15 protein-coding genes are annotated in these 21064 nt (G+C 53.9%); 13 read left to right on the forward strand and 2 right to left on the reverse strand.

Translation table 11 applies throughout. From position 1 onward, the window contains the following. Positions 1-18: 18 nt before the first annotated feature. Complete coding sequence (locus tag CLV84_RS21725) at positions 19-192, reverse strand: hypothetical protein (protein ID WP_170067567.1); 174 nt, start codon at positions 190-192, stop codon at positions 19-21. Positions 193-509: 317 nt separating this feature from the next. Between CLV84_RS21725 and CLV84_RS04475 the strand changes: the two genes are divergently transcribed. The 13 genes from CLV84_RS04475 to CLV84_RS04535 all read left to right on the forward strand — a co-directional run bounded on the left by CLV84_RS04475 (position 510) and on the right by CLV84_RS04535 (position 19307). Further along, positions 510-4538 (forward strand): choice-of-anchor Q domain-containing protein, encoded by a 4029-nt coding sequence (locus CLV84_RS04475; protein ID WP_104418528.1) that lies wholly within the window; start codon positions 510-512, stop codon positions 4536-4538. Between the two features lie 248 nt (positions 4539-4786). Continuing rightward, on the forward strand, positions 4787-5419 hold the full coding sequence (locus CLV84_RS04480) for a transcription termination/antitermination NusG family protein (RefSeq protein WP_170067568.1): 633 nt from the start codon (positions 4787-4789) through the stop codon (positions 5417-5419). Positions 5420-5603: 184 nt separating this feature from the next. Next, positions 5604-6908, forward strand: a complete 1305-nt coding sequence (locus CLV84_RS04485; protein WP_104418530.1) for a glycosyltransferase — start codon at positions 5604-5606, stop codon at positions 6906-6908. Then, positions 6905-7963 (forward strand): dTDP-glucose 4,6-dehydratase, encoded by a 1059-nt coding sequence (rfbB, locus tag CLV84_RS04490; RefSeq protein ID WP_104418531.1) that lies wholly within the window; start codon positions 6905-6907, stop codon positions 7961-7963. Before CLV84_RS04485 ends, rfbB begins: the two co-directional genes overlap by 4 nt. A gap of 10 nt (positions 7964-7973) precedes the next feature. Next, a complete protein-coding gene (gene rfbA / locus CLV84_RS04495) occupies positions 7974-8834 on the forward strand; it encodes a glucose-1-phosphate thymidylyltransferase RfbA (RefSeq protein ID WP_104418532.1) in 861 nt (286 codons plus the stop codon). Continuing rightward, positions 8831-10636, forward strand: coding sequence for an ABC transporter ATP-binding protein (locus CLV84_RS04500; RefSeq protein WP_104418533.1), 1806 nt, complete (start codon positions 8831-8833; stop codon positions 10634-10636). Before rfbA ends, CLV84_RS04500 begins: the two co-directional genes overlap by 4 nt. Before the next feature lie 23 nt (positions 10637-10659). Next, positions 10660-12000, forward strand: coding sequence for a nucleotide sugar dehydrogenase (locus CLV84_RS04505; protein WP_104418534.1), 1341 nt, complete (start codon positions 10660-10662; stop codon positions 11998-12000). A 25-nt stretch (positions 12001-12025) separates the two neighbouring features. After that, on the forward strand, positions 12026-13123 hold the full coding sequence (locus CLV84_RS04510; RefSeq protein WP_104418535.1) for an NAD-dependent epimerase: 1098 nt from the start codon (positions 12026-12028) through the stop codon (positions 13121-13123). After that, positions 13123-13872 carry a tyrosine-protein phosphatase gene (locus tag CLV84_RS04515; protein ID WP_104418536.1) on the forward strand — a complete coding sequence of 250 codons (750 nt, stop codon included), beginning with the start codon at positions 13123-13125 and terminating at the stop codon, positions 13870-13872. The genes CLV84_RS04510 and CLV84_RS04515 overlap by 1 nt, the downstream gene beginning before the upstream one ends. Before the next feature lie 14 nt (positions 13873-13886). Then, entirely contained in the window at positions 13887-14693 is an 807-nt protein-coding gene (locus CLV84_RS04520) for a polysaccharide biosynthesis/export family protein (protein ID WP_170067569.1), read from the forward strand. A 70-nt stretch (positions 14694-14763) separates the two neighbouring features. After that, entirely contained in the window at positions 14764-17106 is a 2343-nt protein-coding gene (locus tag CLV84_RS04525; protein WP_104418538.1) for a polysaccharide biosynthesis tyrosine autokinase, read from the forward strand. Beyond that, on the forward strand, positions 17042-18202 hold the full coding sequence (locus tag CLV84_RS04530; protein ID WP_146088710.1) for a hypothetical protein: 1161 nt from the start codon (positions 17042-17044) through the stop codon (positions 18200-18202). The genes CLV84_RS04525 and CLV84_RS04530 overlap by 65 nt, the downstream gene beginning before the upstream one ends. A 235-nt stretch (positions 18203-18437) precedes the next feature. Next, positions 18438-19307: a glycosyltransferase family 2 protein gene (locus tag CLV84_RS04535; RefSeq protein WP_104418540.1), complete on the forward strand. Its 870-nt coding sequence runs from the start codon at positions 18438-18440 to the stop codon at positions 19305-19307. Between the two features lie 1246 nt (positions 19308-20553). Here the strand turns inward: CLV84_RS04535 and CLV84_RS04545 are convergent. Beyond that, positions 20554-20856 (reverse strand): hypothetical protein, encoded by a 303-nt coding sequence (locus tag CLV84_RS04545; RefSeq protein ID WP_170067570.1) that lies wholly within the window; start codon positions 20854-20856, stop codon positions 20554-20556. Between the last annotated feature and the right edge of the window lie 208 nt (positions 20857-21064).

A 21064-nucleotide genomic window follows, 5' to 3' on the forward strand; every position in this document is an offset into this window, starting at 1 on the left:
ATGTCCTTGGTTGGATCTTTACCGCGAGGCCCCGCCGCCGCTGCGCTGGGGCGTGACCTCGCTACCCAAAGGCGTCCCTTCCAGGTCCGGGCCGGTGAGGCGAAGCATGCCGTAAAATCCGTGTCCATCCGTATTTAACTTTCCCTCCACGAGTCGCAGGCGAGCACCCCCGCCCATAAAATCCGTGGTCATCCGTGCCAGAAGCGCAGCGAAATCCGCGAAATCCGAGTTTAGCTACCCCCACGAGCCGCAGGCGAGCAACCCGCCCATAAAATCCGTTTTATTTCCCCCCACAGCTACCGCTTCAGACCAAGCCCTAACCAATTTTTAAGAAAGTGTTTGTACAAAAAACCATTGTAGGTACCCATAAACCGAATGTTTTAGGGGATTAAAAAATATTTACCCGATTATACCAAACTCCGCAAAACTAAGTTGGGTAGGGCTCTCGTAACTCCGATGAAGCTCCTATTTCATGCACCGCTACCGGTGCTACTTTCAAAAACTTAGCTATGCAACACAACTACCATTTCAAATTTCTATTCGTCGCCCTGCTGGGGCTCTGTACGGGCCCGGTACTCTACGCGGCGACCATCACCGTTACCTCCACCGCCGACACGGGGGAAGGTAGCCTGCGCGCCGCCGTCATGATGGCAGCGGCCGGCGACGAGATCGTTTTCGCTCCGCAGACGAACGGCCAGTCCATCGGGCTGATGAGCGTGATCGAGATTCGCAAAGACCTGATTATCCGGGGAAACGGCCGTAAGGTCACCATGATCGACGGTAACCGGATGAGTCGGGCGTTCTCCGTCCTGAGCGGGGCTACCGTGATGATGTACGATCTCCTGATCAAGAACGGCCGGGAATTCATCGGCGGCGGACTTCGCGTCCGCGCCGGGGCGACCCTGAAGCTGTACGGCGTCCAGGTGGACGGCTGCGAGGCCTTCGGGGCAAGATTCGACCGCGGCGGCGGGGCCGTGTACAACCAGGGGAATTTCTACATGACCAATTCCGTGCTGTCCAACAACACCGCCCTGGGTCGCCAGGGTTCCGGCGGTGCCATCTTCAACGCACCCGGCGGGATGCTCGAGATCGCTTATTCCTGGATTCGCGATAACCAGGCCAATCGCGCCGGCGGCGGCATCGAAGATGCTTCGGGCAGCGGTTCCACGGTGACGATTACCGAATCCAATATTAATACCAACACCGTTTTCGATGCTCCCGGTAATGGCGGTGGCATCCACATCGGAAGCGACGGCGATGTCACGATCGTCGGTGGTACCGTTGACCAAAACAAGGCCGGCGCCGAGGGCGGCGGTATCTGGAACGGTGCGGGAACCCTCACCGTGAGCAACACCCTGGTCCGCATGAACGAAGCCATGGGCGACGAAGCCGATCAGGGCGGCGGCGGATTGTACAACAACGGCAACGGTACGATCATCCTTAAGGACAACGCCCGCGTCATGAACAACAAAGCCACCGGTACCTCCGGCAGCGGCGGCGGCATCCTCAACAATACCGGCGCCACGCTGCTGGTGACCAACAGCCAGGTCTCCGGTAACGAAGCCAACCGCGCCGGCGGCGGGATCGAAGACGCCTCGGGTAGCGGTAGCCCATTCACTATCACCGACTCGAAAGTCAACCAGAACGTAGTATTCGACGCCCCCGGCAACGGCGGTGGCATCCACATCGGCGGCGACGGCAGCCTCACGGTGGACGGTGGTACCGTAAACGAGAATACGGCCGGCGCCGAAGGCGGGGGCATCTGGAACAACACCGGTACCCTCACCGTCAAAGGCAACGCCAGCATCTTCGGCAACGTAGCCCTCGGCGACGAAGCCGACCAGGGCGGCGGCGGACTTTACAACAACGGTGGCGGTACCATCGTAGTGAGTGAAAACGTGCAGATCCTGGAGAACAAAGCAACCGGCCTAGCCGGTAGCGGCGGCGGCATCCTCAACAACACCGGTGCCACGCTGAACATCTACGATAGCCGTATCGCCGGCAACGAAGCGAACCGCGCCGGTGGCGGCATCGAGGACGCTTCCGGCAGCTCCAGCGCCTTCACCATCGTAAATGCGAAGATCACCGATAACGTCGTCTACGACGCCCCCGGCAACGGTGGCGGTATTCACATCGGGGGCGATGGTAGCCTGTCGGTGACGGGCGGCACCGTGAACGACAACACGGCCGGCGCCGAAGGCGGCGGCATTTGGAACAATACCGGGACGCTCGCCATCTCCGGCACCGAAATCCGCGGCAACGTAGCGCTCGGAAACGATGCCGACCAGGGTGGGGGAGGCCTCTACAACAACGGTGGCGGTACCATTATCCTCACCGATGGCGTGCTCGTCGAAGGCAACAAAGCCACGGGCACCGCGGGAAGCGGCGGCGGTATCCTGAACAACGTAGGCGCTACCCTCGACATCACGAATGCCAGAATCGCGCTGAACGAAGCGAATCGGGCCGGAGGCGGTATCGAAGACGCCTCGGGCAGCGGCTCGTTGGTTACCATTACCGATAGTAAGATCAACGATAACGTCGTATTTACTGCCCCCGGCAACGGCGGCGGCATCCACATCGGAAGCGACGGCGACCTTACTATCACCAACAGCACCGTGGACATGAACAAGGCCGGCGCCGAAGGCGGCGGTATCTGGAACGGTGCGGGAACGCTGACGGTCCGCAATACCCTCCTGCGCATGAACCAAGCCCTGGGCGACGAAGCCGACCAGGGTGGCGGCGGATTGTACAACAACGGCGACGGGACCATCGTCCTGGAGAACAACGTCCGCATCCTGGACAACAAGGCTACCGGAGCTTCCGGCAGCGGCGGCGGCATCCTGAATAACACCGGCGCTACCCTCACGATCGCCGACAGCCGCATCGCCGGGAACGAAGCAAATCGCGCGGGCGGCGGCCTCGAAGATGCTTCCGGCAGCCCCAGCATGGTGACGATCACCAACACCGATTTTGCCGACAACCGCGTCAACTTCGCCCCCGGCAACGGCGGTGCCGTACACGTCGGTGGCGACGGTAGTCTCACGATCACCGGCGGCAAGGTATCCGGTAACAGCGCCGGACAAGAAGGCGGCGGCCTCTGGAACAGCGTCGGTACCATGAAAGTGACCGGTGTTGAATTCTACGAGAACGTTGCCGAAGGCGACGATGCCGACGACGGCGGCGGCGCGCTCTTCAACAACGGCGGTACGATGATCGTCGAAGATGCCTACGTCCACCATAACCTGGCGACCGGTGCCGCTGGCTCCGGCGGCGGGCTCTTCAGCACCGGCGGATCGGTCACGGTCACCGGCGGCGAATTCGCTACCAACCAATCCAATCGCGCCGGAGGCGCGGTCGAGATCGTCGACGGCAGCTATACCTCCATGGACGTAGTGTACGACGGGAACGTGACCGGCAATGCCCCCGGCAACGGTGGTGCCTTCCACGTCACCGGTATGATGAGTACCGTCGACTTTACCGGTGGTTCCGTTATCAATAACGTCGCGGCCAACGAGGGCGGTGGCCTCTGGAACCAGGCGGGCACGATGATGTCCGTCACCTCGGTGAGCATCCTCGGGAATACCGTCACCAACCCCGGCACCGTACAGACCCGCGTGGCCGGAGCCGGCGTGTTCAACAACGGCGGTATCCTGGACATCGTCTCCTCCACCATCGCCAACAACGCCCTGACGGGCGGTGGCCTAGTCGGCGGCGGCGGCATTGCCAACAATACCGGCGGTACCCTGACCGTCATGCAGTCCACCGTATCCGGCAACAAGGGAGGCGTAACCGGCGGCGGCGTGGCCAACGACGGCACCGTTGAGATCGTCAACACGACCATCACGGACAACACCGCGCTAGCCGGCGGCGGCTACGCCCAGGCGACGCCCTACGCTACCCTGACCATCACCGGGTCGATCGTGGCCGACAACGAGGCCATCAAGGCGCCGGATTTCGCCAGTGCGTTCAGTACCGTCAACTCCGGCGGATTTAACCTGATCGGCACCGACGTGCTGAACCAGTTCCCCGCAACGGATACGGATAAGGAGGGGATGTCGGCCGACCTGATGCCCCTCGCCGACAACGGCGGTATGACGATGACCCACGCGCCGAACTGTACCAGCCCGGTAATCGATATGGGCGATCCGGACGATAACGGCCCCGATCAGCTCGGCCAGCCGGTCTTCGGCGGTACCCGCGACATCGGTTCCTTCGAGAAGCAATCCCCCTGCTACGGTACCGATCCGGCCCTGGCGAAACAGCTCGACCGGAGCAGCGAGGCGGTGCTGGCTACCGACCAGGTAAGCGTCTTCCCCAACCCCGCCGCGAATGACCACCTCAACGTGATCATGCCCCGCGACTTCGAAGGTGACGTATTTCTGCGGATCATCGGCAGCGACGGCCGCAGTCACGACGTCAAGACCACCCAGTCGCCCCGGTATCGTCTCGACCTGAGCGGATTCAGTGTAGGAGCCTACACCCTCCAGGTGACTAACGGAGCGGAGCGGCAGACGGTCCGCTTTATCATCGCGCGGTAGTAAATCCGCCGTGTTGCGCTACAATGCCCCGGTCCCGAACAGGATCGGGGCATTTTAATTTGGCCAGACGTTCCCGGGCCGATTTTCGTTAAATCGGACGTGCGAATGCAGCGTCTGTGCGGGATATTCGGTCGTTTGTCGACCGTTTACCCTTTACAGGTAATTGTGCCACGCGGCTCTATCTTGTGGGTTATTGAGTTATCTTTGCGGTCCCAAAGGGCAGCGAGTTCATTAGAAACCGATTTTTAGTGCTGATCACCACCAATCCAAAAACCCTGAATCTTCAGCATTCCAATCCGCTGGATGACCTGCATCCCGAGGAGCAGCGGTGGTTTGCGATCCGGGTCGGTAACCGGAAGGAAAAAGTGGTGGTCAAGCAGCTCGAACGGGATGGGATCCAGACTTTCCTCCCACTGCGGGATCGTCCCTTCAGCTACAAGTCCAAAACCGGGGTGCGTAAGATTCCCCTGCTCGGCGGTTATCTTTTCGTAAAGATCACCCAGCGGGAAGCCCTCAAGGTGCTGCAGCCGAACTTCGTGTTCGGTTTCGTGAAACTGGGTACGGAACGTCGGCAGATCAGGCAGGAGGAAATCGATCTGCTACGGCGGTTGAGTTCCGACAACAGCCTGGAATGGGTGGTGGAAGAAAAACTGGCCAGCCTGCAACCCGGGCAGCTGGTCGAAATTTGTCGGGGACCCCTCTCCGGCGTACGGGGGCATTATGTCAATGCGAAAAATAAGAAGACCTTCATCATCTCCTTCGGGGGGCTCGATGCCCGCCTGATGACCTGTGAGGTGTCGCCCAAGGATGTCGTCCCGCTGGACGGCGAAGTCCTCAACGACGCCCCGCCGGAAGACGAAGGGAAAAAGAAACTTTGGTAGCAGCGTATTCCAAGGTGGGCAATGCATCGCGGTTGCGATTCGGACTGAGTGGCTTCGACACATGGACGGCGAAGCCGTATCCCGCAGCTTCGTCCGCCGAACGCAGCGCAGCGGAGTTCGTCTGCCGAAGCTGCGGGATGATCACCACCCACAGTGACCCGAGTGCAACTAGGGAACCGATAAAGTGAAACGCGTCCTGATCATCACCTACTACTGGCCACCCTCGGGGGGCATAGCGGTGCTACGCTGCCTCAAGTTCGCCAAATACCTGCGCGACTACGGCTGGGAGCCGGTGATCTTTACGGCCGAAAACGCCCATTATCCCACCTTCGACGCCAGCAACGAGAAAGACATTCCCGCCGACCTGGAAGTGATCCGCGAGCCCATCTGGGAGCCTTATGCCTGGTACAAGCAATTTATGGGCAAGCCGGCCGACGAGAACGTGAACAACGTCTTCTACACCGACGAGCAGGCCGGAGGATGGAAACACGAGCTGGCCGTCTGGGTGCGGAGCAACTTCTTCATCCCCGATGCCCGGGCAACCTGGATCGGGGGGTCGGTAAAACGCATCCTCGACTACCTGAAAACCAATCCCGTAAACGCCATCCTCTCCGACGGACCGCCCCACTCCAATACCCGCATCGCCACCCTGGTGAGCCGGGCCACGGGGCTGCCCTGGCTGGCGGATTTTCAGGATCCGTGGACGCAGGTAGACTACTACCAGATGCTCAACCTCACCGGCTGGGGCCGCAGGAAGCACGAGCGACTGGAGCAGGAAGCCTTCCAGGGCGCTAGCCTGACCACCATCGTGAGCCCCCACTGGAAGCGGGACCTGGAAGCGATCGGGGCGAAAAACGTGCGCGTCCTGTACTGGGGCTACGATCCGGCGGACTTCGCGGGGCTCGATCGCCAGCCCCACCAAAAATTCACCCTGACCCACCTCGGAATCATGGGGCACGACCGTAACCCGGAAGTGCTGTTCGCGGCCATCCGCCAACTCAAAATGGAAGAACCGGGCTTCGCGGAAGATTTCGAACTGCGGCTGTACGGACAGGTGGACCACCGCGTCCGCGCCCGCATCGAGGCCCACGGCCTGGTGGAGCAGACCAACTTCGCCGGTACCGTTAACCGGGCCGCGGCATTGCAGGAGATGAAAAACAGCCACGTACTTCTGTTGCTGCTCAACCAGCAGGAGAATGCGCTGGGAAGAGTCCCGGGAAAGCTCTTCGAATACCTAGCCGTTCGCCGCCCGATCGTTAATTTCGGACCGGCGGCAAGCGACGTCGCGACCATGATTGAAGCAACGGAAAGCGGTTCGACCTTCCCGTACGACCTGGCACCCGCGCTCGTCGCAAAAAAAGTAAAAGCCCACTACGACGTCTTCAGGGGGCGGCGGCGCGCAGGAGAAACGAACGCCGATATCGAGCAATACAGTCACCCGCAGCTCGTTCGTAAACTTTCAACCTTCTTAGACGAAATCGCGGCATGATCCAAAAAACGATCCTGGTGACGGGGGGGGCGGGCTTCATCGGCTCCCACCTGGTGCGCCTCCTGGTGAATAAATATCCGGACTACAACGTCATCAACTTGGACGCCCTTACCTACGCCGGTAACTTGGCGAACGTAGCGGACATCGAGGACCGGGCTAATTACAGTTTCGTGAAGGCCGATATCACGGACCTGGACGCCATGCGCAAGATCTTCGCGGTGTACCCCATCGATACGGTCATCCATCTGGCGGCGGAAAGCCACGTCGACCGCAGCATCGAGGACCCCCTGGTGTTCATCAAGACCAACGTACTGGGAACGGCTACCCTGCTGCAGGCGGCAAAGGAAGCCTGGAAAGGGAGCTTCGCCGGGAAACTCTTCTACCACGTCTCCACCGACGAGGTGTACGGATCGCTGGGCGACACCGGCTTCTTTACCGAGGAAACCCCCTACGATCCGCGGAGTCCCTACTCTTCGTCCAAGGCGGGGAGCGATCACCTGGTGCGCGCCTGGCACCACACCTACGGCCTGCCGGTGGTGCTGAGCAACTGCTCGAATAACTACGGTCCGTACCAATTCCCGGAGAAGCTGATCCCGCTGTTCATCAACAACATTCGCAACGAGAAGCCGCTGCCGGTCTACGGTAAGGGAGTCAACGTGCGCGACTGGCTGTACGTAGTGGACCACGCCCGCGCCATCGACGTGATCCTCCACGAAGGGAAAGTGGGGGAGACCTACAACATCGGCGGCCACAACGAGTGGAAGAACATCGACCTGATCCACGTGATCTGCCGCACCATGGACGAAAAACTCGGCCGCGAACCGGGCAGCAGCGAAAAGCTGATCGCCTACGTCACCGACCGGGCCGGCCACGATATGCGCTACGCCATCGACGCCACCAAACTGCAGGAAGAACTGGGCTGGACGCCGAGCCTGCAGTTCGAGGAAGGCATCGCCAAGACCATCGACTGGTACCTCGACAACGAGGCATGGATGCAGTCGGTCACCAGCGGCGCCTACCAGGAATACTACACCACCATGTACCAAAACCGCTAAAGCCCCTCCGATGAAAGGAATCATACTAGCCGGCGGTTCGGGTACCCGGCTGTACCCCATCACCAAGGGCGTCTGCAAGCAGCTGATGCCGGTGTACGACAAACCGATGATCTACTACCCGCTGAGCATCCTGATGCTGGCGGGGATCCGGGAAATCCTCATCATTACCACCCCCGAAGACAACACCGCCTTCCGCAACCTGCTGGGTGATGGCAGCGAGCTGGGCATTCGCATCGAATACGCGGTCCAGGAAGTCCCGAACGGACTGGCCCAGGCCTTCGTGATCGGGGAAGACTTTATTGCCGGGGATAAGTGCGCCCTCGTGCTGGGCGACAACATCTTCCACGGGGCCGGCTTGAGCCAGCTCCTCCAGGAAAGCGCGAAATTGGAAAAGGGTGCCCGCGTCTTCGCCTACCCGGTCCACGACCCCGAGCGCTACGGCGTGGTCGAGTTCGACGCGAACCGCAAGGCGATCAGCATCGAGGAAAAGCCGGAAGTGCCGAAAAGCCGCTACGCCGTGCCCGGGTTATACTTCTACGACGAGCGCGTCGTGGAGGTCGCCAAGAACGTCGAACCCAGCGCCCGCGGCGAATACGAGATCACCACCGTCAACCAGTGGTACCTCGAGCGCGGCGAACTGGAGGTCGGCATCATGCAGCGGGGCACCGCCTGGCTGGATACCGGCACCTTCGAGAGCCTGCACGACGCGGCGGAATTCGTGCGCGTGATCGAGAAGCGGCAGGACTTTAAGATCGGGTGTATCGAGGAGGTGGCCTGGCGGATGGGGTGGATTAGTAGCGAACAGTTGCTTGCCGTATCTGATCCGTTAAGTAAAAGCGGATATGGGAAATACTTAAAAAGCCTCGTATGAGCAAAGTAGTAAAGAAGCTAAGCGAAGTTCGGTTTTTATCGTATTTCAGATTCTTCTACAGTTATCTCGGCTCGGCGGTCTTTATTGCCCTTGGTCTAAGTATGCTAGTGGCCCTCTTAGACGGCATCGGGTTGACGATGTTTTTACCCTTGTTGCACGCCGTTGACGGTGGAACCGGGGAAGCCGACGGTGAGAACATGGGGTCTATGCGCATAGTCCTTGACGGCATGAATGAATTGGGCCTGTCACCTACGCTTGTCACCGTTCTTTTAGTCTTGCTGTTCTTCTTTTTTATGAAGGGTATTGCAAAGTTTGCCCTGGATTATTACCGGACGATACTGAACCAGCGCTTTGCCAATATTATGCGTTTGGGTAACATGAAGTTGCTGGCGGGCTTAGACTACAGCGAATTTTCCAAAGCCGAATCGGGTAAGATCCAAAACACTTTCAGTGGAGAGATTGTGAGGATCAATACTGCTTACCGTTCTTATTTCCAGATGCTTCAGTATCTTATAATGACGGGTGTTTACGTCGCACTGGCCTATGTAGCGAATCCGAAATTTGCAGTGATAGTCGCGGTGGGAGGCTTGCTTTCCAATCTGGCCTTTAGTCGAATCTATAGAATAACGAAAGAAGCTTCCAGAAGAGTTACTAAGGAGATGAATAATTTCCAGGGTTTTCTTATTGAGAGTGTTTCTTCGTTCAAGTTTTTAAAGGCTACGGATTTGATCACCCGCTATAAGGAAAAAATCGATCAATCCATTGTAAGCGTTGAAAAGCAGCAGCGCACAATCGGTGTCATGAACGGTATAGCTAATTCAATCAGAGAACCTTTGGTGATGGTGGTAGTAGTAGCTGCTATCCTGATCCAAGTAACCGTATTTCAGGAGAGCCTTGGTCTGATCATCCTCAGCTTACTCTTCTTCTACCGCGGCCTGACCAGTTTGGGGACGATGCAAAATTCCTATAACCAATTCTTAGGGGTTTCGGGCTCGATCGAAAACATGGAGGCCTTTACCGAGGAAATGAAGCATTTTCAAGAAGATCCGGGTACAGTGCCTTTCTCCGGCTTCAAAAAGAAAATAGAAGTTAAAAATCTTAACTACGGATATGATGACGTTCCGGTGTTGAAAGATATGTCTTTCGTTATCAATAAATACGAAACCATCGGGATCGTAGGGGAAAGTGGTGCAGGAAAGACCACGCTCGTCAATTTGCTATGCGGCCTGCTTCCCCCACCGACTGCCACTATATTGGTGGACGGTATAGACCTGAGGGAATTGAATAAACACGATTTTCGGCGCCAAGTAGGATATGTGACCCAGGAGTCTCAGGTTTTTACGGATACGGTAGCTAACAACGTCAGTTTTTTCGAGAATCCTTCTGAAGAAACCGAATTAAAAATTCAACAGGCTTTAAAGTTGGCTCATGCCGCAGAGTTCGTGGCCATGCTACCGGAAGGTTTGAATACGCAGATCGGAATCAATGGGGTAAATTTAAGCGGCGGACAGCGGCAGCGTATTTCTATTGCAAGAGAACTGTACCGTGAGGTCGATATTCTCATCCTGGACGAGGCTACCTCTGCGCTGGATAGCCAAAGCGAAAAGCTTATCCAGGAAAATATCGATAGTCTAGCAGGTACCGTAACCATGATCGTCATTGCCCACAGATTATCAACAATTAGCAAAGCAGACAAAATCGTTTTCCTCAGGGCCGACCACACGTACGAAATAGGAACATTCGAATCTTTGCAAAAGCGATCCGCAAACTTCCGGCAGATGGTGAGTTTACAGACTGTTTAACTTTAAATTTTTAGAAATTATTTATGGCAAACTCTACTGGTCAATATGCTGTACTCGATAGTTCCATCGAACTGTCGGCTTTCCGAACCAAGGAAAAGGCGATTTCCGTAGTAGGCCTGGGATATGTCGGTCTGCCCCTGGCCCTCGAACTTGCAAAAAAATTTCGTGTCATCGGGTTTGACATCAGTTCTCCTCGGGTAGAAATGATGAAGAATAGTCAGGATCCAAGCGAAGAACTGGAAACTGCGGCATTCGATGGGAAGGACATCTTTTTTTCCTCGGAAGCTGAGGATTTGAGTAAGGCCTCGTTCCACATTGTAGCCGTACCCACCCCAGTAGACGAAAGTCGCAGCCCAAATCTCCGGCCATTGCTTGGGGCTTCCCGCTCGGTGGGCAAGGTGCTTAAGCGCGGCGATATTGTCGTCTTCGAATCGACCGTGTATCCAGGTTGTACGGAAGAGGATTGTGTGCCTATTTTGGAAGAAGAAAGTGGACTCACCTTTGGTGAGGATTTTACGGTGGGCTATTCCCCCGAGCGAATTAATCCCGGTGACAAGGAGCATACCGTCGATAAGATTTTGAAGATCGTAAGCGGTAGTGATTCGGAAACCCTAAAGGTAATAGCCGGAATTTATGGTGACATTATCACCGCCGGCATTTACGAAGCGGCGAGTATAAAGGTTGCCGAGGCGGCTAAAGTGATCGAAAACAGCCAACGGGATGTCAACATCAGCTTTGTCAACGAACTGAGCATCATCTTTCGGCAGATGGGCATCGATACCCAGGACGTGTTGGATGCCGCCGGCACCAAGTGGAATTTCCTACCGTTCCGGCCGGGCCTGGTGGGGGGGCACTGCATCAGCGTAGATCCGTATTACCTTCTGCACAAGAGTATAAAGCTGGGCTACGATCCGTTGGTGATCGCCAGCGGGCGTCGCATCAACGACCGGATGCCCGCCTTCATCGCCAAGGAACTGGTCCAGGCCCTACTAAAGGCGGATAAGAACCCCAAGCAGAGCAAGGTGCTGATGCTGGGTGTCACTTTCAAGGAAAACGTGGCGGATATCCGCAACTCCAAGGTGGTGGACGTAGTGCGGGAATTGATGGACTACGGCGTCAACGTGCATCTTTATGATCCGCACGCCAGTCCCAATGAGGTGGCGCATGAGTACGGGCTAACGATGATCGACGAAGTAGGTAAGCAATACGACGCCATCGTCGTGGCAGTGTCCCATACTAAGTTCAAATCATATGATTTGGACAAATTCCGGGAAATGAGCCGCGACGGCTTAATGCTTTTTGACCTGAAGGGCCTCTACAACCGTGACGAATTGCGGGACGGAGAAACCATCTGGCGCCTCTAATTCAAGACCTAAAAATTCCCCGAACATGGTACTCATTACCGGAACGGCCGGTTTCATCGGTTCCCACCTTGCCCAGCGGCTCGTCCGTGACGGCGAGCAGGTCGTCGGCCTCGACGTCATCAACGACTATTACGACGTAAACGTCAAGTACGGCCGCCTGGAGCGGGCCGGCATCTCCCGGGACACTATTGCCTACGGCGAGCTGGTGCAGAGCAGCACCCACCCTAACTATCGTTTCATTAAGCTGGACCTGACCGACCGTGAGGGGCTGAGCGATCTCTTCGTTAGCGAACAGTTTACCACCGTGGTCAACCTGGCCGCCCAGGCCGGCGTCCGCTACAGCCTGGTGAACCCCCAGGCTTACATCGACAGCAACATCATCGGCTTCACGAACATCCTGGAGGCCTGCCGCCACCATGGCGTCAAGCACTTGGCCTATGCCTCCAGCTCCAGCGTGTACGGCCTCAACGAGCGGATGCCGCTGTCTACCAGCGACAACGTCGACCACCCCATTTCCCTCTACGCCGCCAGCAAGAAGAGCAATGAGCTGATGGCGCACACATACAGCCATCTTTTTGGTCTGGCCACTACCGGCCTTCGGTTTTTTACCGTGTACGGACCCTGGGGCCGGCCCGACATGGCGCTATTCCTCTTTACCGAGGCCATCCTGAAGGGCGAACCCATCAAGGTGTTCAACCACGGTAACATGGTGCGTGACTTCACCTACGTCGACGACATCGTTGAGGGAATTAAACGGGTAATCGACAACCCGCCCAAGGGCAACCCCGACTGGACTGGAGAGGCCCCCGATCCCTCAACCTCTAAGGCACCCTATAAGGTCTACAACATCGGCAACAACGACCCGGTCAAGCTGATGGACTTCGTTACCGCCATTGAGGAAGAGCTCGGGCTGGAAGCCAAGAAAAACATGATGGACATCCAACCCGGCGACGTACCGGCAACCTACGCCAACGTTCAGGACCTGATGGACGACCTGGGCTACAAGCCGGAAACGAACATCCGCCACGGCATCCGGCAGTTCCTTGATTGGTACCGGGAATTTTACGGCCAAACCCAGGGGGCGGGCGCGGACGTGGGTGCCGGAGAAAATCGCGAGGCCTAGTGCTTGACTGGCTGTTCGGACGGAATCGCAAGGAAGTAGAGGACTTCGGTTTTCTTCACACCGATATGCATGCCCACTGGTTACCGGGGATCGACGACGGGGCGGAAAGTCTGGACGACAGCCTGAACATGATACGGGAAATGGCCGCTCTCGGCTACCGCCGGCTGGTCGCCACCCCCCACGTAATGTCCGACCTCTATAACAACGCCCCGGAAACCATCCGGGGCGCCCTGGAGAAGGTGAGGCGGGCCGCGGAAGCCGCAGGGCTGGATATTCAGTTGGACGCCGCCGCCGAATACCTGCTCGACGAAGGCTTCCCCGAACGCCTGCGGCAAGATCGCCTTCTTACCCTGCCTGGGAACCACCTACTGGTGGAGTTTTCCTTCGTTTCTCCACCTACCAACCAGGACGCCCTTTTCTTCGACATTCAGACAAAGGGCTACCATCCCGTGCTCGCCCACCCCGAGCGCTACCGCTATTTCCACAAACGGTTCGCCGATTACCGCGGCCTGGAAGAGCGCGGTATCCGGCTGCAGGTCAATCTGCTTTCCCTCACCGGCTACTATGGCAAGGCCGTGAAGCAGGTGGCCGAGCAACTGCTGGCGGAGGGGCTGGTGAGCCTGCTGGGGACTGACGCCCACCACACCCGTCACCTGGCCGGTATCCGCGAGATGCTCGGCAACCACCGCTACGCCAAGTACCTGACTTCTCCCTCTCTGCGCAACCAGGAATGGTTGGGCGGAAAGTAACCCCCTACGCATTTATGCAACGATTCGTAAACGGTCTGCTCGCGCTGTTGTTGGTTATCGCCGCCACCGGCTGCGTGTCCCACGAGGAACTGATCAACTTCAAACCCCTGGATCCGGTCAGCCTGAGCCCCCAACAAATCACCAACAATACAAGCCTGACGGTACAGCCCGAAGACCTTCTCCGGATCACCATCTCCAGCCTTAACCCGGAGGCGGCGGAACCCTTCAATCAGTCGCAGGAAGATTCGCAGCAGCGAAACCAGAGCGGTTCGGGCGGGGTAGGCAGTCTGCAGTTGGAGTTGACAACGGGCTACTTTGTGGACGATGCCGGATACATTGACTTCCCGGTACTTGGCTCCTTGGATGTGGGTGGACTTACCCTTTCGGAGATTAAAGAATTGATCGCCGGGCGCCTCGCCGACGGTTATCTGAAGGACCCAGTGGTTAATGTTCGCTTTTTGAACTTCAAGGTGACCATCCTCGGAGAAGTGATGGCTCCCGGCCTGCTGCGTTTGTCCAACAAACGGGTAACCCTCCTGGAGGCCCTCGGTATGGCGGGCGACCTTACCAATTACGCCAACCGCACCAACGTACTAATTATGCGGGAGGATAACGGGGAGCGCACCTTCGCCCGGCTGAACCTCCAGAACGAGGACATTTTCTCCTCCCCCTACTTCTACCTCGAACAGAACGATGTCATCTACGTCGAGCCCATCGAGGCCCGGGTGGCCACCGTAGCCGATCCCCTGCAGCGAATCGTAGGCTATGCCTCTGCGGCTTTGTCGCTGGTGTCCATCGTGATTGCCCTGGCGCTGCGCTAAGAATTATTCTCACCGCTTACTTCCGATTTTCTTGGAACCACTTAATCCAAACGCCGGAGAATTTTCGGCAATGCCTTCTCTCGAAACCAAGCAGCCCAGCGGCGATGCGGGAGGACTGAACGTCCGTGCCATTATTGGGCGGGCCCTGCGCCAGTGGTATCTGTTCATCATCTTTCCCCTGATCACGGTCGGGGTGGGATACCTTTACCTTCGGTATGAGGTGCCCGAATACGAAGTTCGGGGGACCATCCTCGTCAAGGAAAGTACGGAAGACCGAGCCATGGCTCAGGCGGTCAGCGGGGTGGCCGCTCCTGGAATGGTGGAAAACAGCATGAATCTCACCAACCAAATTGAGATCCTGAGCTCCTTCTCTTTGCTGCGGGCCGTGGTGGATAGCCTTGGGTTGGATAAACAATACATAAGTGAGGGAAGAGTAAAGAATACGATTCTATACGGCATTGAGGAGCGTCCTTTTTTAGTCGAGTCGTACAATGACGGCAACGGTAAGCTGTACGGGAATTCCATGCTCATTGAGGTGACTGGCGCTGGCTCATACACACTCCGGTATGGAGAGAGCGGCCCTGCGGAAGGACGATTCGGTCAACCAATCGTTCTTCCCTTTGGCACTCTTACAATTGTTGAGAACCCTGATCAGAGGGACTCTCGGACCTCCGCAACCTTGGTTATCCGGGATCCGGTTCTCTTGGCAAGATCCTATAGCAGTCGCCTACAAATCTCCACTGTTCGTACGTCGGAAATGCTACAAATCAGCTTGACCGATGAGGTACCACAACGGGCCATTGATATCATCAATGAGGTGATTGAGGAATATAACCGGATTACGATTCTCGAGAAGAACCAAGTAGCTACCCGCACTACGGAGTTCGTCAACGACCGGCTGAATTACCTTTCCGCTGAACTGGACGAAGTAGAGCTCCGGGCTGAGGACTACATCCTCAACAACGACATCGTAGGGGGAACCGAACGGGAACTAGAAGAAGCGTTTCTGCAGCTAAAGGAAAATGGAACGCAGATGATCGAATTGGCGGTCAAGTTGGACGCCATCGACCGCATCCGGACGATGCTGCAGTTACCCGTTGACTCCCTTAATTACCTTCCGTTTGATGTATCGCTGGAAAACTTGACCATAAGCCCCCTGCTTAACCAGTACAACAGTATTCAGGCGGAGCGGGAAAAGCTGCTAGCGTCGGCCAAGGAGGGCAACCCCGTTCTCCTGCCGGTGGAAAGGCAAATCACCGAGATCCGACAGGTACTGAACCAGGCACTATCGGAGGCCCGGGCGGACCTGGTAGACCGGCGGGAACAGTTGGAGAGTACAACCAATGAAACCTACCGCAACATCCGGCAAATCCCCGGAAAGCAAAGGGGGCTCTTGGCCATCGAACGGCAGCAGAACATCCGGGAACAGTTGTACCTATTCCTGCTGCAACGCAGGGAGGAAACGGCCCTGTCCAGCGCCGCGGCGATTTCGAATGTAAGAGTGTTCGAGGCTCCCATGCGGAGGGGGAGTACCTCCCCGGGACAGATGCCGGTGTATGCCATCGCCTTATTGCTTGGGTTGGTACTCCCGGTCGGAATTGTTTCGGTACAGGAAATTATGAATGATACGATTTCCAGCCCCGAGCAAATCAAGGCCCTGACCGGCGCCCCCTTCCTAGGGGCCATCTCCTACGAAGCCCAGGACGACCGTATCGTAGTGACCCGGACCAGCCGAAGTCCCATTTCCGAAATGTTCCGTATGCTACGGACCAATCTTCAATTCATGGGAGCCGGCCGGGAGCAACAGACCTTTTTGGTCACCTCAAGTATGGGGGGGGAGGGCAAGACCTTCGTGTGCATGAACCTGGGTATGAGCCTGGCGATTTCGGGAAAGAAGGTAATCCTGATCGGCATGGACCTGCGGAAACCCAAGCTTGGCAAATATTTGCTCAATGAGGGGGCCGACCTGGGGGCGGGGCTAACCAATTACCTCGCCGGGGAAGCCTCCCTGGAGGACATCACCAATGCGCTAGAAAAGCAACCGAACCTCCATTACATCACCAGCGGGCCTATCCCGCCCAATCCAGCCGAACTGCTGATGCTGGATGCCGTAGATGACCTATTCGCTGAACTCCGGCGACGGTACGACTACATTGTGATCGATATGCCACCCGTAGGCTTGGTCACCGACGCCCTGTTGATTAGCAAACAGGTTGATAGCACCATCTACGTAACCCGCTTCGCGGAGACCAAAAAGGGTCAGCTGGAGATTGCCAACGAAATCTATACCTCTAATAAGTTACCTCACCTTTCTATCGTACTGAACGGCATTAAATCGGGTCGGGGGTATGGATATGGATATGGGTACGGCTACGGATATGGTTACGGATATGGGTATTATAAAAAGGATTGACCGTAAATTCATTCGAGGAACTCCTTTAAGCGGGGTAGCCAAAATGATCCTGTCTATGAAGAAGTCAACCTCTAAGCAACTATTGTTTGTGTTAACGAACAATACTCACTTGGGCAATATGATAAATATTGTCAATCAGAATCATTTTGATGCAGGCGATGCAGTAATTCACGTCATACTCGCCTGTAGGTCAAGGGAAGAAGACGTAGCACTACGAAACGAAGTAGATAATTACGCCGCCTCGAATCACCAATTGGTTCGATGTCACTCTTTTTGGGGAGGTGGGGGGGGGAGGACTTTGTGGAATATTCTGTTTTTAAAATTCGGTATTTTGTTTAAGATGATGCCGGATAGTTATGACACTGTATTTATAAGTAATTATACGCACTATATTCAACACCAAATCGTAAAGCATGTTAAGTACCATAACATTATCCTGCTTCACGATGGAGTCCTCACTTTACACATAAATGAGTTGAGGAAGTCAGGCAAGGTATTTGATGGCAGATCGACTTCTAAGCACCTCATGAAGCTGTTCCCGCCGCCCCGGATCGAGAAGTTGACGTTCTATACTCCTTTCTCCTTTAAGACACACAACGAGGATGCTGTTGTCCCCTTTTCTTACGGGGGCGTACTAAAAAAGCGTCATGGTAGAGAGGCTCATTTTATAGGAAGCCCCCTGGTGCAGAATAAAATGATAGATCAGGATTACTTTGATCGGCTCATCGGTCTCCTTTCGGCTAAGTTTGATAACCTAATCTACATCGCCCATCCTAAGGAATTAGACCATACGCTTGCAAAAATAAGAAACTACGTCGAGGTTATTCGATTTGACAAGAATTACGAAGAACAGTTGGCTGAATCAGATGAACTGCCACATACTATTGTATCTTTTTTCTCCTCGGTTTTATTGAATCTGTTTTCTGTTTACGAAGATGTGTCTTTTGTGAGTATATTGTTGCCGGTCGAGCAGTATCAAACTGCCCAAATGGGTAAGGATGAGCAAATAGTGAAACTGTATAAGTATATAGCCTCCATCAGTAGTCCAAATTTTCAAGTAGTTGCTGCAGAATCCCTTGAAGTCGAAAAGTTGTAAGCATTAGATATAGAGTTGACGAACTGATTTGGGCGAGGAATCTATCAACTTGACTTACTACGCTACTTGCTAGGAATTCAGACACGGCATCGTCCATTTCATGTGTAATTCAAAGAAACACAAAACAGCTATTCGTTCATTACAGACATTAAATTTCAGGATGGTCGAGTAGCGATCATATCGTTATACCCAACCAATTGGTTATGGGTGTTAAATAAGAAGTTTAAAATAATCTATGCCTAAATATTCTGTAATTATTCCAACGTATAATGATTCGGGAAGAATTTCCAGATCTGTGTCTAGTGTGATCAATCAAAAGCTAGATGATTGGGAATTGATAGTTGTGGATGACGGATCAACAGATGAAACATCTAAAATTATCGAACAATTTTTAAGCGACCCCAGAATAACTTATTTAAAAAGAATAAATGCAGGTGTAGCTGCTGCTAGAAACACTGGCTTTGAAACCAGTATAGGTGATTATATAGTATTTTTGGATAGTGACGATGAACTCAAAACTGATTCATTACTAGATTATGACAATAAAATTAATTTAAATACCAATGTAGGAGTCGTGAGTTGTGGTTTGATTATGGGGGAAAAAATAAAATTGCCCGCAGTAAACCCTAAAATTTCTAAATTTAAATTTTTAAATATACCCGGTTCTTTCTGTATAAAAAAGGAAGTATTTCTCCATTGTGGGAAGTACGATGAAATTCTTAAGCAAAGTGAGAATTGGGAAATGATGGCTCGAGCTTTGGAGTACTGTGAAAAATACAATTTTAAAGTTGTTTCGTTTGATACTTGTAACCTCTTCTATCACCATCAAAAGACCCCGGCTCAAACCAAAACTCGCGATTTATATAGAGCACAAGCAACTTACTACCTTGCACAAAAATATTTCCATGACGGGGTCCTTCATTTTAATAAAGACAAATTTCTTATTTCCGCAGCAGTAAATTTCACCAGGGCAGGTGAAATTGAGAAGGCCGACAAAATTTTCAGAGAAATCTTAAATAATACTCCCAGTATATCTAATCTATTGAGATATGTTATCTTTAGTATACCTTATTTGAGAAATAAAAAATGGGTAAGAAGGTCTTAAGTTTTAAAAGCCTAACTCGTTGATTGTTAATAGCTGTAATTGTTCCGCCAAAATATGCCATTGGCAAATTGGTTTAAAATAAAGTCTGTGTTTTTTAGCCGTATGATAAAAACTATGCGATGGAGACCTTGTCAATCTGTGAGATAGTCCATTCAAACTTTATATAGTCAAATCAAGAATATGTTAAAAAAACTTAAGTTTCCTAAACTTTCTCCGGCCAATCTTGCAAAAAGCCTGAGCATCCTCACAAATCGCGAAAAGGCTATTATCTCCAAATGGTCCCGATCAGCGACAACAGAAAAACTGGGGAGACGCGATTAATACGGGCATGATAGTGAAAATATCTGGAAAAAAGGTATTCAATCATGCAGATCTTATTTACACCGGTAATGTTCCGATTTATTCAGTTATAGGATCGGTGCTCGACCATAGCAGAGTTCGCAATCTTGAAGTGTGGGGATCAGGGTTCAAAACGAACAAGTCTCCCATGTATGTATTGCCTACCAAGGTTCATGCAGTCCGGGGACCATTAACCAGGCAAAGGCTGTTAAATTTGGGAGTCGACTGCCCTGAAGTATACGGAGATCCAGCGTTGCTGTTTCCAGAATATTTTCCTGTCGAAGATCAGCCGGTCGAGTATGAACTTGGGATAATTCCACATTATGTTGACAAAATAATGGTTTGCTTAAAAATCTTACGCGGGACAGCAGAGTGTTAGTAATTGACATCGAAGCAGGCATAATGGAATTTCCTTTTACTAGTGAAAAAATGCGCACATATTGTTTCGAGCTCTCTTCACGGGCTCATTCTCGCAAATGCATACGGTATTCCCAACGCACAGATTCGGTTAAGCAACCTAATCAAAGGAGGAAATTTTAAGTTCAACGATTACCGGCTCAGCGTAGGTAAGTTCGAGACTGATGCCATAGACCTTGACGCTGACTTAACTGTTGATAAATTGCTGAAAAACTGTTCCTTCCAGCCGCTGAAGATAAACCTTGAATCTCTAAAAAGATCTTGCCCGTTTTAGCGCTCTCGAGTGTTCCGTCTATCGCACCTAAACGAGGCGTCATAGCATAGGGTGTGTAATCTGATAGGTTTACTCATCTCCGTTTCTTTCTAGTACGCGCTCTATGCACTTGCGGATCTCGTAGTGATTATAGCATACATTTTGAATACACCATTTCTCGAGTTGTGGCCCACGGACCTGGCACATTGCCATTTGCACGAACTGAAACGACATGGGCTAATTGTACAGAGCGATAGACAGGATATCGGCCGAGATAGCTTTCACGTCATCCTTGATATTTGTAGCGGCCGAAGGAAGATACTTTCGACGATAGCCGAATAACTCAGCAGACGCAGTATCTTCGCCGTAAGCGACGACATGATCGGTAAAGTAGACGATCATGCCCTCGATAAAGGCCCTAGCCTGCACGGTCATATTCGCTCGCCTTTGAACCAAGGTGATGATCTGCAGCAGCCAGTCACTATGACTGCTTTGACTCAATCCCTCGTGCTTTAGGAGCTTAGCTGTCAGAACCATCAACTTGAGACCTTTCGCAAAGGCAGGTCTAGAGATTTAGACTATTGCGTAACCGGGCGTATATTTTGGCGTTCAGCCCTGTGGCGGCATAGTGATCGATGCATTCGCGGTCGCCTATGGTGGCCAGTAGGGCGAAGGCATAGTCAATAAGCAACAAGATTTGGCGTGACTCAAGGCTTAGGCAAGAGCATGCTGAGCGCGATATCATCCT

This window comes from Neolewinella xylanilytica, from assembly GCF_002934605.1.
GTDB classification, from domain to species: Bacteria; Bacteroidota; Bacteroidia; order Chitinophagales; family Saprospiraceae; genus Neolewinella; species Neolewinella xylanilytica.